Genomic DNA, 12,893 nt, shown 5'->3' on the forward strand with positions numbered 1-12,893 from the left:
GGTTCATTTCCATGAGAAAAACCGGCAAGAGCCGACGCGCGCGAGAAGCGGCCAGCATCGGCGCTGACCTGATGTTGGCGCCGATGGTGGCGATGATGCGCCTGCCGTTGATGGCGATGGACGCCGGCAGCAGCCAGCCCTGGGGCACCGAAAGCGCGCGTGCGGTGAACGAGAAGACCGCGGCAATCGCCGAGGGCGCGTTCGCGGCGCAAATGTCCTTCCTGCAGTCGGCATCGCGATTCTGGCCGGAACTCCTTTCCGGTCGCACGCCGTCGCTGTTCAACGGCGTCGCGGCCGAACTGTCGATCAGCGCCGCGCTCAAGCCCGCCAGCCGCGCGGTGAAGGCGAATTTTCGCCGGCTGTCGTCAAAGGCTTGAAATAGACCCTGCCGAACTTTGATTTTGCGCATTGTCGAAATCATGGTCTAGAACCAATCGGCATACGCACCGATGGGGGGACATCATGGCCGGACAACCGCTCAACCAGCCGGCTGAAATCCCGGCCGAGCTCGACCGTTGGAACTGGGGTGCCTTCTTCCTCAACTGGATCTGGGGCATCGGCAACAGCACTTTCATCGCGCTGCTGGCACTGATCCCGGTCGTCAATCTCGTCATGATCTTCGTGCTCGGCGCACGCGGCAGCCGCTGGGCCTGGCAGAGCCGGGCCTGGCGCGACGCGGAGCAGTTCCGCAAGACGCAGCGCAACTGGGCAATCGCCGGCCTTGCTATCTGGGTGCTCAGTATCGGGGGCTGTGCGACGGCGGTCGGCAGCATCCCCTTCATGTTCAAAGGCAGTGACGCCTACCACATGACCATGGACGCCGTGCGTGCCGATACCCGGGTCAAGGCGGCCATTGGCGACGACGTAACCGACAATTTCTGGGTCGGCGGCCATCTCAACGTCAGTGCGAATGGAACGGGCGACGCCCAGTTCAGCATTCCCGTCCACGGCGCCAAGGGCAAAGCCACCGTGTTTTCCCATATGGTCCGCAATGCCGGCACGTGGAGCATCCGCCTGCTCGTGGTCAGGGTTGATGGAGTGGACGCGCCGATCGTGCTGACCAACGAAGATCATGTGCCAATCCCGAATGCGGCGATTGGAATATAGACATGAGCCTTGAGTGAGCGCGGCAGAAATGCAAAAACCGCGCTCCATCGGGAACGCGGCTTTGCCAGATACGCATGGCGTTTCGCTACGCAAACACTTGGCGAAACTTACGGGCTCCGGTACGCGAGACCTGATCCGGAGCGCCGGGCGGATGCGATATGTCCGCCTCGCAGTCTGTTTTATAGCGACATCGTTACCGCAGAGTTATCGAGAGCTTAAGCAATTCTAAATTTGCGGTTCTTCTGGCGGGATGATCCGGAAAAAACCCGTCAAATCCGTTGGTTACGCTGGGTTACCCCTGAGAAAATTAATTATGCCGGAGAAATCGGCGCCGCCATGCCCCTGGGCGTTGAACAGGGCGTAGAGCTGTGCCGCCTCGGCGCCAAGCGGGGTCACCGCGCCCGCGCTCTGTGCGGCTTCCTGCGACAATTTCAGGTCTTTCAGCATAAGGGCAGCGGCAAAGCCCGGTCTGTAATCCCTGTTGGCGGGCGAGGTCGGCACCGGGCCGGGCACCGGACAATAGGTGGTCAAGGACCAGCATTGGCCCGAAGAGGTCGAAGCGACCTCGAACAGCGCCTGATGCGACAGGCCGAGCTTTTCGGCCAGCACGAAGGCCTCGGCGACGCCGATCATCGAAATGCCGAGGATCATGTTGTTGCAGATCTTCGCCGCCTGGCCGGCGCCGTCGCCGCCGCAATGAACGATGCGCCCGGCCATCGGCTTCAGGGCCGGCTCGGCGGCGGCGAAGGCGTCCTGCGAGCCGCCGGCCATGAAAGTCAGCGTGCCGGCCGCCGCCCCGCCGGTGCCGCCCGAAACGGGCGCGTCGATGGAGAGCAGGCCGTGTCTGGCGGCAATCGCATGCGCCTTGCGCGCCGACTCGACGTCGATCGTCGAGGAATCGATGAACAGCGCACCTTTTTTGGCCCCTGGCGCGATGTCCTCGTAGACCGACAGCACGTGCTTGCCGGCAGGGAGCATGGTGATGACCACATCAGCGTCCTTCACCGCCGCCAAGGCATTGGCCATGATCGTCACGCCATGTTCTTTTGCCACTGTCAGGTTTTCCGGCACTAGGTCGAAACCGTTTACCGCATGCCCAGCCTTGACCAGGTTGGCGGCCATCGGGTTGCCCATGTTGCCAAGACCGATGAAGGCGATCGTCGTCATTGTCTCACTCCCGGAGTTTGCTGGCTTCAGCGACCAATCAAGGCACGCGCGATGATGACGCGCATGATCTCGTTGGTGCCTTCGAGGATCTGGTGCACCCTGAGGTCGCGCACCAGCTTCTCGATGCCGTAGTCGTGCAGATAGCCGTAGCCGCCGAGCAGCTGCAGTGCATTGTTGGCGACGTTGAAGCCGGTGTCGGTGACGAAGCGCTTGGCCATGGCCGACCATTTACCGGCATCCGGCGCCTTGCGGTCGAGCTTGGAGGCGGCGGCATAGAGGAAGATGCGCGCTGCCTGCAGCTCGGTCTCCATGTCCGCCAGCCTGAACTGCAGCGCCTGGAATTGATTGATCTTCGAGCCGAAGGCCTTGCGCTCGGCGGTGTAGGACAGCGCCTTGTCGAGCGCAGACTGGGCGCCGCCCAGCGAACAGGCGGCGATGTTCAGCCGGCCGCCATCGAGCCCGGCCATGGCGATGCCGAAGCCCGCGCCTTCACCCGACAGGAGGTTTTCCGCCGGCACCTTGCAGTCCTCGAAGATGACCTGGCGGGTCGACTGCATGTGCCAGCCCATCTTGTGCTCGTTGGCGCCGAAGGAAAGGCCGGGCGCATCTTTCGGCACCACGATGGTGGAAATGCCTTTCGGCCCGTCGGCGCCGGTGCGCACCATGACGGCATAGACGTCGCTGTCGCCAGCGCCCGAGATGAATTGTTTGGCGCCGTTGAGGACATAGTCGCCGCCGCTCTTCGCCGCGCGTGTCTTCAGCGCCGCGGCGTCCGATCCGGAGCCCGGCTCGGTCAGGCAGTAGCTGGCCAGCCATTCCATCGAGGTGAGCTTCGGCAGGAAGCGCTGGCGCTGCTCGTCGTTGCCGAAGCGGTCGATCATCGAGGCCACCATATTGTGGATCGAGATGAAGGACGAAAAGCCCGGATCGGCATGCGACAGCGCCTCGAAGATCAGCACAGCGTCGAGGCGGCCGAGCGCCGAGCCGCCGACATCGTCCCTGACATAGATGCCACCGAGGCCGAGCGGCCCGGTCTCGCGGATCACATCGGCCGGGAAATGCTTCCTGCGATCCCAGTCGAGCGCATTCGGCGCGACGCGGTCGGCGGCGAAGGCCTGCGCCATCTCCTGGATGGCGCGCTGTTCCTCGTTGAGTTCGAACTGGCTGGTGCTCGCATCGACCGCGGCGTCCATGGCGTTCTCTCCCTATATGCCAGCTAGCCCGCTGGCCTGTCGTTTTTGGCTTTGCGCGCGCATCAATCTAGACCAATGATGCCGCCGCGCAACCCGACCCGCTGCGGAGCGGCTGTGCACCAATGCATGCCCGGAGCGAGATGTGACGACAAAATTCGATGAGCTGCTTCGGCAATTCCACGCCTATCTCGCTTGCGTGGACAATGCCCTGGTGCGCGACGCCGTGGCCAGCATCGGCTGGGATATGCCGGCCAGCGCGCTGGAGCCGCATAGGATCAGCTGCGTGCGCCATCTCGACCGTGCCGCCGAGCTGGCGCCACCTGCTGCGAAAGCGTTGGTGCAATGGCTGGTGGAGCATCGCAACGGATTGCACTGGGGGCAGACGTACACCGAGACGGATTTCGGCAAGGCCTTCATCGACAATTATGGCTGGCTGGAAGTGTTCGGCACGCGCGGCCATTTTGCCAATGACGAAGTGGCCGCCGGCCTGCTGATCCTTGGGCCGGAGATCGTCTACCCCGACCATCATCACGTCGCCGAGGAGATCTACATTCCGCTGACGGGCGGTACGGAATGGCGCATGGGCGAGGGCGGTTTTCGCGTGCGGGAGGCGGGCGAGGTCGTCCACCACGCCTCGAATGTCAACCACGCGATGCGAACCGGCAAAGAGCCGCTTCTGGCGCTCTACATCTGGCGCGGCGGGCCGCTGGCGCAGAAATCCACGATCACCGGAACCGCCACGCAGGGCCGAAGCTGATGGCCAGGGCGATCATGCTGCAAGGCACGGGTTCGGATGTCGGCAAGACGGTGCTGGTCGCCGGCCTGTGCCGCGCCGCGAAGAAGCGCGGGCTCAAGGTGCGGCCGTTCAAGCCGCAGAACATGTCGAACAACGCCGCGGTCGCCGACATTCCCGGCGACAACAGCAAAAGCGGCGGCGAGATCGGCCGCGCGCAGTGGCTGCAGGCGATCGCTTGCGGCGTTGCGCCATCGGTGCACATGAATCCGGTTCTGCTCAAGCCGCAGACCGATATCGGCGCGCAGGTCATCGTGCAAGGCAAGGTGTTCGGCGAGGCGCGCGCGCGCGATTACCAGGCGCTGAAGGCCCGATTGATGGACGCCGTGCTGGACTCCTGGGGCAAGGTCGGCGAGGGCGCCGATCTGGTCATCGTCGAGGGCGCCGGTTCGCCGGCCGAAATCAACCTCAGAAGCCGCGACATCGCCAATATGGGCTTTGCCACGCGTGCCGATGTGCCGGTTGTGCTGGTCGGCGACATCGATCGCGGCGGCGTCATCGCCTCGGTCGCGGGCACGCATCTGATCCTGCCGGAAGAAGACCGCCGCATGATCGTCGGCTACCTCATCAACAAGTTCCGCGGCGATGTCTCGCTGTTCGATGACGGCCTCAAGGCGATCGAGAGATTCACCGGCTGGCGCTGCTTTGGCGTCGTGCCGTGGCTCAAGGCGGCGGCGCGGCTGCCTTCGGAGGATTCGGTGGTGCTGGAGCGGCTGGCATCCGGCGAGGCGCGGGCGCTGAAGGTGGCGGTGCCGATGCTTGGCCGCATCGCCAATTTCGACGATCTCGATCCGCTCAAGGCCGAACCGCAGGTCGAGGTGGTGTTCGTGCCGCCGGGAAAGCCGCTGCCGGCCGACGCCGGGCTGGTGGTCATTCCCGGCTCCAAATCGACGATCGGCGATCTCATAAGATTCCGCGAGAATGGCTGGGACCGGGATCTTGCCGCGCATCGCAAGCGCGGCGGCCATGTCGTCGGCATTTGCGGCGGCTTTCAGATGCTTGGTCGCAGGGTGCGCGATCCCGACGGCATCGAAGGCAGTGTCACCGAGGCCGAAGGGCTTGGCCTGCTCGATATCGAAACGGTGATGGAGCCGGAGAAGACGGTGCGCAATGTCAGCGCCCGCTCGGTCCAATTCGACCTGCCGCTCGAAGGCTACGAAATCCATCTCGGCCGCACCTCCGGCCCGGACACGATGCGGCCGTCGGCGATCATCAACGGCGTTGCAGACGGTGCGATCTCCGCTGATGGCAAGGTGTCAGGCACCTATATGCACGGCCTGTTCGGCGCCGACGCTTTTCGCGGAAAATTCCTCGAAAGCCTCGGCATAAAGGGCGCCGGCATCGACTACCGCGCCGACGTCGAACGGGCGCTAGACGACGTCGCGGCCGAGCTGGAGAGCCACCTCGACTGCGACGCGATCTTCGGCCTGGCTCGGTGAGGCGTGCCGATACTCAGGTGAGGCCGGCCTGCAAATGCCGGTTTCCTGTGCTTCCGGTGCTCACCTACTTGAGTACGCTCCGCTCCGGTTCTCGGTATCAGTCATTTTTCGGCTCGGCCTGACCTGAATCTCGGCACGCCTCAGGCCAGCTCACGCCTTCTCCCCCGCCTTCGGCCAGTAGGTGCCGAACGACCAGACGCTGCCTTCCGGATCGCGGCAGATGAACTCGCGGCTGCCATAGTCGCGGTCGGTCAGTTCCTGGACGATCGTGGCGCCGGCGTTCCTGGCCTTGGCATAGGCGGCATCGGCGTCGTCGACGGCGACATAGATCGACTTGCCGCCGCCGGTGCCGGGTTCGCCGACCATCTTGCCGTAATCGTCGTCGCGTGCGCTGCCCAGCATGATCATCGAGGCACCAAAGACCAGTTCGGCATGGTGCACGACATCGCCTTCGCCATAGCGGGCACGGACGCTGAAGCCGAAGGCCTCGCAGAGCCAGTCAATCATTTTTGCCGCGTTTTTGTAGCGCAGGGCAGGGTAAAGGCGCGGGGCTTCGGTGGTGATGGGCATGGGAACCTCCTTGATCTGGGTCGGTCGATAACCCACTCTGTTCGAAGGCCGCTCCAGCGTCTTGAAGAAATGTTACCTGACCGAGAGCGCCGTCGGCGTCTCGCCGGCAAGGTCGCGGAACTCGCGCACCAGATGCGCCTGGTCGGCATAGCCGCAATCGGCGGCGATATCGGCCCAATCGGCGGTCTGCTGCCGTGACAGGCCAAGCGCCCGGTTGAAGCGGACGATGCGCGACAATGTCTTCGGGCCGATGCCGATCGCATTGGAAAAGCTGCCGGCGAGATGCTTTCGGCTCCAGCCCAGTTTTTCGGCGATGGCGGAAATGCGGGCCCGGCCGCCGGAGGCGATGATGCGGTCATAGGCCCAGGCGATTTCCAGTGGCGTTTCGGCGGCGCGCTCAAGCCGGGCGGTGACGAATGCTTCCGCAAGGTCGAAACGCGACGCCCAGTCCGGCGCATTGCCGAGCTGTTCACGCAGCGCCATGCCCTCGGCGCCCAGCACGTCGTCGAGGACGACCATGCTGTCGGTCAGTTCGCTCATCGGCAAGCGGAAGAAACGGCGCGCCCCAAGCGGCGTAAAGTTGACCTGTATGCAGCAGGCGGTGCCGAAGGATTCGATCATCACCGGTCCGGCAAAAAGCCCGGCTGCGAAACTGGCGAAGCGGTCATTGTCGTCGGGCGCCTTGCCGAGGCCGATGGCAAAGGGCTCGGCGAAACTGAACACCAAAGGCACGGTGAGCGAAGCGTATTCGACGTTGCGGAAGTGGCCTGCCGCTGTTTCGCGATAGCCACAAATATCTGACACAATGCCGTCAAGTGCAGGATCAGGAAGGCGCCGGCGCATCTCGAAGCGCCCCGCGATGGAGCAATCCTGTTCCTTCCGTTGCTGCATCTCGATCGGCATCGGCCATCCTTCCGCCGGACAAATCTATCAGCCGTTGGTCAGAATCAAAAGCGCCCGGCTTTTGGCCGGGCGCTCTCTGTCCCCACTTCAAGGGAAACTTGTCAGGCGCCGCGCATCAGGCAGCCGGCGGCGAGCACGATGTAGGCAATGAGAACGATCCACACCGATGCGAGCGGGATAAATGCAAGAACGCCAAGGGCGGCAAGAATGCCGATGATGGCGATGACCAGGGAAATTATGAAAACGATCTGGGTAGGCGCGCTGAGATTCATGTGTGGCTCCTCCAACATGATTCGAACAGCGCCATAGTAACAGGCGCGTGATCACACACCAATCATGACACGCAGCGGGTTGGCCGGATCGGCCAGCAGCTTTACGGCCAGCGCCAGGCAGACGACCACCAGCAGCGGCTTGATCAGTCTGGCGCCGATGCGCATGGCGAGGCTTGCACCGAAGCGGGCACCGAGGAACTGGGCAACGCCCATCATCAGGCCGATTTTCCAGGAGATGACACCGACAGCGGCGAAGACGATGAAGCCGCCGATGTTGGAGGCGAAGTTGAGCAGCTTGGTGTGCGCCGTCGCCTTAAGCACGCCGTAGCCGGCAAGGGCGACGAAGGCCAGCATATAGAAGGAGCCGGCGCCGGGGCCGAACAAGCCGTCATAGAAGCCGATTGCCGGAACCAGGGTCAGCCCGAACAGGAAGGGCGACAGGCGCTCGGCCCGGTCGACATCGTTCATGTTGGGCTTGAGGGCGAAATAGAGCGCAATGGCGATCAGCACCAGCGGCAGCAGGGCGCGCAGAAGATCGCCCGGAACGATGGTGGCCAGCAAGGCGCCAATGACACCGCCTGCAGCCGCCAGCAGCGCCGACGGCAACTGCCGACGCAGGTCGACATGGCCCTTGGAGGCATAGTGGATGGTGGCCGAGCCGGAGCCGAACATGCCTTGCAGCTTGTTGGTTCCAAGCGCTTCGACCGGCGAGAAGCCGGCAAGCAAAAGTGCCGGAATGGTGATCAGCCCACCGCCGCCGGCAATCGAATCGACAAAGCCCGCCGCGAAGGCGGCGAAGGCGAGCATGATGATTGTCTGGGTGGTGAGGTCGATCATCTGATGTACGGAGACGTCCGGTCGGCGGGATAACGGCGTTCGACCACGACAGCCCTGTTTGCGCAAGGCCGATTCCGCGCTACCTCTATCCAAGCGCAATGCGCTTGGATTTGGTTAACCCGGAAAGAGGCCCCTGATGGCATTCGCATTGCTGGACCAGATACGCTCCATCTTCGACGGCGACCCGGGCGTGCGCAAGGTCGCCGACGATCCTGTCCTGTCGGCCGAACTGCTGATGCTGTTCCGCATGATCCTGGCCGACGGGACGGTCAGCGAGAGCGAGATGGTTGCCTTCCGGCGCATCTGCAAGGACGCCTTCGGCATTCAGGAAACCAGTATCGACGCCGTCATCGAATATCTCAACGAGTTCGGCTACGAGACCAACGGCTCGCAGGCGATCGCGCTGTTTCGCGATCTCGACGTGGAACGGCGCAAGCAATTGGCCCAGCATATGGCAGAGATCGCCAAGGCGGATTCGCAGCTGGCCGAGAGCGAGGTGCGCCTCTTGCGCCGCACGCTCGACCTGCTCGACATCAGCCCTGTCGATGTGGTGAAGCCGGAAGAGTAGGGCGCAGTTCGCTGGCGTCGAGGAGCGCATTTGAATGGCCTTTGCCGACAGCTATCTGGGACAGTTGCGAGAGTTGATCGGGAATCGCCTGGTGCTGATGCCGGGCGCGCGCGTCGTCATCGAGCGCGACGACGGCCGAATCCTGTTGCAGAAACGGACTGATTTCGGCTTGTGGGGCTTGCCTGGCGGTAATGCCGAGGAAGGCGAGGGTCTGGAAGCGGTGGCGGCCAGGGAGGTGGTCGAGGAAACTGGCCTGATCGTCAGGGGCATCGAGCCGTTCGGGTTCGGCTGCGACCCGCAGTATGAAACCTTCCAGTTTCCGAATGGCGACCGCACCCAGTTCTTCGCGCTGATGTTCTATGCGCGCTCCTTTGAAGGCGAGCCGGCCGTCATGGACGACGAGAGTAGTGCCGTTGGCTGGTTCTCTGTCGATAAACTGCCTGAAATGCTGCCCAATATGGTGCGCAGCATCGAAGCCTACCTTCGATTCAGGGCTACCGGAAAATTCCAGATGATCTGAGAGTTCAACCCTGTTCTTGCATCCGCCGAGCAATTGCCCGGTGCAGGTCTGGCGCGGCCGCGACCAGCGCCCTTGCGGCCTCGGATTGCGGATGATCGAGCACTTCGCTCGTCTTGCCGCGCTCGACGATCCTGCTGTCATGCATGACCAGCACCTCGTCCGTGATGGCCCGCGCAACGGTCAGGTCATGGGTGATGAAGAGGTAGGCGATGCCGAGCTTCTGGTTGAGTTCGGCGAACAGGTCGAGAATCTGGGCGCGAATCGAAACGTCGAGCGCCGAGACCGGCTCGTCGGCGACGACCAGCTTGGGGCGGGTGATGATGGCGCGGGCGATCGACAGGCGCTGCCGCTGGCCGCCCGAAAATTCGTGCGGGTATTTGTCCATGTCGCGCTGATCGAGGCCGACCTCGTGCAGTGCGTGCGCCACCATCTCGCGGCGCTCGGCCCGCGTCGGCTTCTTGTCCAGCACATGCAAGGGCTCCGCGACCAGTTTCTCGACCTTCTGGCGCGGATCGAAGGAGCCGTACGGGTCCTGGAAGACAACCTGCATGTCGCGCCGGGCGGGTTTCAACTCGGCCTCGCTCTTGCCGGTGACGGCCTCGCCGCGAAACCGGATCGTGCCCGAACTAGGCTTGTCCAGTGCCAGGATCATGCGGGCGAGCGTTGACTTACCGCAGCCGGAGCGGCCGACCAGTGCCACCGACTGGCCCGGCTGCATCGACAGGGAGACATTGTCGACGGCGCGAATAGAGGCAGCCCGTTTGAACAGGGAGGTGCGCCGCCCGCGATAATCGCGGGTCACGCTTTCGACCTGGAGCAGAGGCTTGCTTTGGCTTGCGTCATGCGTTCTGGCGCGTGCTGGCACATGCATCGAGGCCTGCGCCAGCTGGCGCGTGTAGGGATGGAGCTGTTCGGACAGCGTGCGGGCGGTGTCGCCGGCTTCCATCACCTCGCCGCGGCGTAGGATGGTGATGCGGTCGGCCATCTCGGTCACCACCGCGAGATCGTGCGAGATCAGGAGCAGTCCCATGCGGCTCTCGGCGACGAGGTCGCGCAGGAGGTCGAGGATCTGCGCCTGCAGCACCACGTCGAGCGCCGTTGTCGGCTCGTCGGCGATCAAGAGCTTCGGCTTCAGCGCGCAGGCGATGGCGATGACGACGCGCTGGCGCTGGCCGCCCGACAGTTCGTGCGGGTAGCGCGACATCGGGAATTTTGCTTGCGGCAGGCCAACGCGGTCGAGCATTTTTCGCGCCCGCTCTTCAGCCGCGGCGCGTGTGGCCTTGGTGTGCCAGCGTATGCCTTCGGCGACCTGCTCGCCGATGGTCTTGACGGGGTTGAGCGCCGTCATCGGCTCCTGGAACACCATGCCGATGTCGTCACCGCGCAGCGCGCACATCTGATCCTCGGTTGCTGCGAGGATGTCGATGCCGTCGAATGTCAGGCGCCCGGTGGCGCGCGCGGCATGGGGCAAAAGCCGCATCACCGTCAGCGCCGTCATCGATTTGCCGGAGCCGGATTCGCCGACCAGCCCCATCACTTCACCGGGGGCGACGGAAAGCTCCATGTCTTTCAGGATTTGCGTGTCGCCGATGGTGAGCGACAGGTTGTCGATTTCCAGCAGGCTCATCGCTGCCGCCGCGATCTCGGGTCGAGAATGTCGGCGATGCCGTCGCCCAGGAGATTGAGCCCGAGCACGGTGATGACGATCGCCATGCCGGGAAAGATCGCCATCCATGGCGCCACCACCATGCGGGTCTGGGCGTCGAACAGCATGCGGCCCCAACTCGGCATTGGCGGCTGCGCGCCGAGGCCGAGATAGGAAAGCCCGGCTTCGGCGAGGATGCCCAGCGCGAACTGGATGGTGCCTTGCACCAGGAGCAGCGTGGCGATGTTGGGCAGCACATGTTCGATCGATATCTGCGTGCTGCTTTTTCCTGCGGCGCGCGCGGCCAGGATGAATTCGCGCGGCCAGATGGCCAGCGCTCCGGCGCGGGCGACGCGGGCAAAGACCGGGATGTTGAAGATGCCGATGGCGATGATGGCGTTGACGGCGCCCGGCCCGAAGATGGCGGTAATCATGATGGCCGACAGCAGCGCAGGGAAAGCAAAGACGAGGTCGTTGACGCGCATCAGCGCCTCGTCGACGAGGCCGCCGCGCGCGGCCGCAAAAGCGCCGAGCGGCACGCCGACGCCCATGCCGATGCCGACCGCGACCAGCGCCACGGCGATCGAATTGCGGGCGCCGACCATGATCATCGACAGGATGTCGCGGCCGAAGTGGTCGGTGCCGAACCAATGTGCCAGCGAGGGGCCTTGCGTCTTATCGGCTATGACCAGCTTCGTCACATCGTAGGGCGTCCAGACATAGGAGATGACAGCCATCGCCAGGATCAGCACGGTGATGACGAAGCCGGTGACGAAAGCCGTGTTCCGGAACGCCTTGGCCAGAATGCCACTGAGTGTCTCTTCAGGGATGTCGATGTGCAGGGTCATTGCCGGCCTCTCAGGCGGGGATCGACCACCGCATAGGAAAGGTCGACGACGAGGTTGACGGCTATGACGGCGGCGACCAGCAGCATGACGACGCTTTCGACGACGATCAGGTCGCGTTGGGTGATGGCCTGGAACACCAGTCGGCCGAGGCCGGGGAGATAAAAAACATTCTCGATGATGATGGTGCCGGCGAGCAGGAAGGCGAATTGGAGGCCAAGAATGGTCAGGACCGGGATCATGGCGTTGCGCAGCGCGTGCCGCCAGAGAACGGCGCGGTAGGGCAGGCCCTTGGCGCGGGCGGTGCGGATATAGTCCTCGTTCAGCACCTCGATCAGTGCCGAGCGGGTGACGCGCGCCAGGATGGCTGCCTGCGGCAAGGCCAGCGCCACCGCCGGCAGCAGCAGCGATTTCAGCGCCGGCCATATGCCGGCGCTCCAGCCGGGAAAGCCGCCGGCCGGCACCAGCCGCAGCCAGACGGCGAAGACATAGATCAGCATCAGCGCGAACCAGAAATTGGGCACGGCGACGCCAAGCTGGGCCGCGCCCATGGAAATCGTATCGCCGGCCCGGCCGCGCCGGCTGGCGGAAAACAGGCCGACCGGAATGGCGATGGCCGTGGAGAGCGCAAGCGCGATCAGCGCCAGCGGCAGCGACACGGCAAGCCGTTCACGCACGAGATCGATGACCGGCACCGAATAAGTATAGGAGCGGCCGAAATCGAGGCTGAGCAGGCCGCCGACCCAGTGCAGGTAACGCAAGAGGAGAGGCGCATTAAGGCCCATCTGGTTGCGCAAGAGTTCGACCTGGTCGGCGCTGGCGTTCATGCCGAGCATCAGCCGCGCCGGGTCGCCCGGCAGGATTTCCAGCACGGCGAACACCACGATGGAGGCCAGCACCAGCGTGGCAAGCGAGATGGCGAGGCGCTTGAGGAGGTAGGCGGTCATGGACACGGGACGACAGAGGTGTCGTCATCCTGGGACGAAGCAGGAGCGAAGCTCCGTCGCGTAGACCCCAGGATCCATTCCGTGACA

Annotated in this window: 15 protein-coding genes; 6 read left to right on the forward strand and 9 right to left on the reverse strand. The window is 64.0% G+C overall.

Going from position 1 to position 12,893, the window contains the following annotated elements:
• Window positions 1-11: 11 nt before the first annotated feature.
• Both JG747_RS18550 and JG747_RS18555 read left to right on the forward strand, forming a co-directional pair.
• A complete protein-coding gene (locus tag JG747_RS18550) occupies window positions 12-377 on the forward strand; it encodes a hypothetical protein (protein WP_202359779.1) in 366 nt (121 codons plus the stop codon).
• A gap of 85 nt (window positions 378-462) precedes the next feature.
• Window positions 463-1,107 carry a cytochrome c oxidase assembly factor Coa1 family protein gene (locus JG747_RS18555; protein WP_202359780.1) on the forward strand — a complete coding sequence of 215 codons (645 nt, stop codon included), beginning with the start codon at window positions 463-465 and terminating at the stop codon, window positions 1,105-1,107.
• A 282-nt stretch (window positions 1,108-1,389) separates the two neighbouring features.
• Here JG747_RS18555 and mmsB read toward each other — a convergent pair whose 3' ends face one another.
• Window positions 1,390-2,274: a 3-hydroxyisobutyrate dehydrogenase gene (gene mmsB / locus JG747_RS18560; RefSeq protein WP_202359781.1), complete on the reverse strand. Its 885-nt coding sequence runs from the start codon at window positions 2,272-2,274 to the stop codon at window positions 1,390-1,392.
• 26 nt (window positions 2,275-2,300) lie between these two features.
• Window positions 2,301-3,467: an isobutyryl-CoA dehydrogenase gene (locus JG747_RS18565; protein WP_019858667.1), complete on the reverse strand. Its 1,167-nt coding sequence runs from the start codon at window positions 3,465-3,467 to the stop codon at window positions 2,301-2,303.
• Window positions 3,468-3,609: 142 nt separating this feature from the next.
• Between JG747_RS18565 and JG747_RS18570 the strand changes: the two genes are divergently transcribed.
• Both JG747_RS18570 and JG747_RS18575 read left to right on the forward strand, forming a co-directional pair.
• Entirely contained in the window at window positions 3,610-4,224 is a 615-nt protein-coding gene (locus JG747_RS18570) for a dimethylsulfonioproprionate lyase family protein (protein WP_019858666.1), read from the forward strand.
• Window positions 4,224-5,699 (forward strand): cobyric acid synthase, encoded by a 1,476-nt coding sequence (locus JG747_RS18575; protein ID WP_038647365.1) that lies wholly within the window; start codon window positions 4,224-4,226, stop codon window positions 5,697-5,699. Before JG747_RS18570 ends, JG747_RS18575 begins: the two co-directional genes overlap by 1 nt.
• A gap of 150 nt (window positions 5,700-5,849) precedes the next feature.
• Here the strand turns inward: JG747_RS18575 and JG747_RS18580 are convergent, their stop codons facing one another.
• The 4 genes from JG747_RS18580 to JG747_RS18595 all read right to left on the reverse strand — a co-directional run bounded on the left by JG747_RS18580 (window position 5,850) and on the right by JG747_RS18595 (window position 8,281).
• Window positions 5,850-6,269 (reverse strand): VOC family protein, encoded by a 420-nt coding sequence (locus JG747_RS18580; RefSeq protein WP_027046941.1) that lies wholly within the window; start codon window positions 6,267-6,269, stop codon window positions 5,850-5,852.
• 72 nt (window positions 6,270-6,341) lie between these two features.
• Window positions 6,342-7,172 carry a helix-turn-helix domain-containing protein gene (locus JG747_RS18585; RefSeq protein ID WP_019858663.1) on the reverse strand — a complete coding sequence of 277 codons (831 nt, stop codon included), beginning with the start codon at window positions 7,170-7,172 and terminating at the stop codon, window positions 6,342-6,344.
• 101 nt (window positions 7,173-7,273) lie between these two features.
• Entirely contained in the window at window positions 7,274-7,444 is a 171-nt protein-coding gene (locus JG747_RS18590; protein ID WP_080511798.1) for a hypothetical protein, read from the reverse strand.
• Between the two features lie 51 nt (window positions 7,445-7,495).
• A complete protein-coding gene (locus JG747_RS18595; protein ID WP_038647361.1) occupies window positions 7,496-8,281 on the reverse strand; it encodes a TSUP family transporter in 786 nt (261 codons plus the stop codon).
• Window positions 8,282-8,417: 136 nt separating this feature from the next.
• Here JG747_RS18595 and JG747_RS18600 point away from each other — a divergent pair, with 136 nt between their 5' ends.
• Together JG747_RS18600 and JG747_RS18605 are read left to right on the forward strand one after the other, a co-directional pair.
• The gene (locus tag JG747_RS18600; protein ID WP_027046940.1) at window positions 8,418-8,849 is read left to right on the forward strand and encodes a TerB family tellurite resistance protein; all 432 of its coding nucleotides are present in this window, start codon (window positions 8,418-8,420) and stop codon (window positions 8,847-8,849) included.
• Window positions 8,850-8,883: 34 nt separating this feature from the next.
• The gene (locus JG747_RS18605) at window positions 8,884-9,369 is read left to right on the forward strand and encodes an NUDIX domain-containing protein (protein WP_019858659.1); all 486 of its coding nucleotides are present in this window, start codon (window positions 8,884-8,886) and stop codon (window positions 9,367-9,369) included.
• A gap of 4 nt (window positions 9,370-9,373) precedes the next feature.
• Here JG747_RS18605 and JG747_RS18610 read toward each other — a convergent pair whose 3' ends face one another.
• From JG747_RS18610 to JG747_RS18620, 3 genes are read right to left on the reverse strand one after another with little or no spacing between them, the layout of a single operon-like run.
• The gene (locus JG747_RS18610; RefSeq protein WP_202359782.1) at window positions 9,374-10,996 is read right to left on the reverse strand and encodes an ABC transporter ATP-binding protein; all 1,623 of its coding nucleotides are present in this window, start codon (window positions 10,994-10,996) and stop codon (window positions 9,374-9,376) included.
• The gene (locus JG747_RS18615) at window positions 10,993-11,862 is read right to left on the reverse strand and encodes an ABC transporter permease (RefSeq protein WP_202359783.1); all 870 of its coding nucleotides are present in this window, start codon (window positions 11,860-11,862) and stop codon (window positions 10,993-10,995) included. Before JG747_RS18615 ends, JG747_RS18610 begins: the two co-directional genes overlap by 4 nt.
• Window positions 11,859-12,806 (reverse strand): ABC transporter permease, encoded by a 948-nt coding sequence (locus JG747_RS18620; RefSeq protein WP_069092359.1) that lies wholly within the window; start codon window positions 12,804-12,806, stop codon window positions 11,859-11,861. Before JG747_RS18620 ends, JG747_RS18615 begins: the two co-directional genes overlap by 4 nt.
• Window positions 12,807-12,893 lie beyond the last annotated feature (87 nt).

The sequence above is a fragment of the Mesorhizobium sp. 131-3-5 genome (assembly GCF_016756575.1).
GTDB lineage: Bacteria > Pseudomonadota > Alphaproteobacteria > Rhizobiales > Rhizobiaceae > Mesorhizobium > Mesorhizobium jarvisii.

Bases quoted from the DNA above. Each gene is read 5' to 3' on its own strand.
- JG747_RS18550 (WP_202359779.1), top strand. From the start codon at position 12: ATGAGAAAAACCGGCAAGAGCCGACGCGCGCGAGAAGCGGCCAGCATC.
- JG747_RS18555 (WP_202359780.1), top strand. From the start codon at position 463: ATGGCCGGACAACCGCTCAACCAGCCGGCTGAAATCCCGGCCGAGCTC.
- mmsB (WP_202359781.1), bottom strand. From the start codon at position 2,274: ATGACGACGATCGCCTTCATCGGTCTTGGCAACATGGGCAACCCGATG.
- JG747_RS18565 (WP_019858667.1), bottom strand. From the start codon at position 3,467: ATGGACGCCGCGGTCGATGCGAGCACCAGCCAGTTCGAACTCAACGAG.
- JG747_RS18575 (WP_038647365.1), top strand. From the start codon at position 4,224: ATGGCCAGGGCGATCATGCTGCAAGGCACGGGTTCGGATGTCGGCAAG.
- JG747_RS18580 (WP_027046941.1), bottom strand. From the start codon at position 6,269: ATGCCCATCACCACCGAAGCCCCGCGCCTTTACCCTGCCCTGCGCTAC.
- JG747_RS18585 (WP_019858663.1), bottom strand. From the start codon at position 7,172: ATGCCGATCGAGATGCAGCAACGGAAGGAACAGGATTGCTCCATCGCG.
- JG747_RS18590 (WP_080511798.1), bottom strand. From the start codon at position 7,444: ATGAATCTCAGCGCGCCTACCCAGATCGTTTTCATAATTTCCCTGGTC.
- JG747_RS18595 (WP_038647361.1), bottom strand. From the start codon at position 8,281: ATGATCGACCTCACCACCCAGACAATCATCATGCTCGCCTTCGCCGCC.
- JG747_RS18600 (WP_027046940.1), top strand. From the start codon at position 8,418: ATGGCATTCGCATTGCTGGACCAGATACGCTCCATCTTCGACGGCGAC.
- JG747_RS18605 (WP_019858659.1), top strand. From the start codon at position 8,884: ATGGCCTTTGCCGACAGCTATCTGGGACAGTTGCGAGAGTTGATCGGG.
- JG747_RS18610 (WP_202359782.1), bottom strand. From the start codon at position 10,996: ATGAGCCTGCTGGAAATCGACAACCTGTCGCTCACCATCGGCGACACG.
- JG747_RS18615 (WP_202359783.1), bottom strand. From the start codon at position 11,862: ATGACCCTGCACATCGACATCCCTGAAGAGACACTCAGTGGCATTCTG.
- JG747_RS18620 (WP_069092359.1), bottom strand. From the start codon at position 12,806: ATGACCGCCTACCTCCTCAAGCGCCTCGCCATCTCGCTTGCCACGCTG.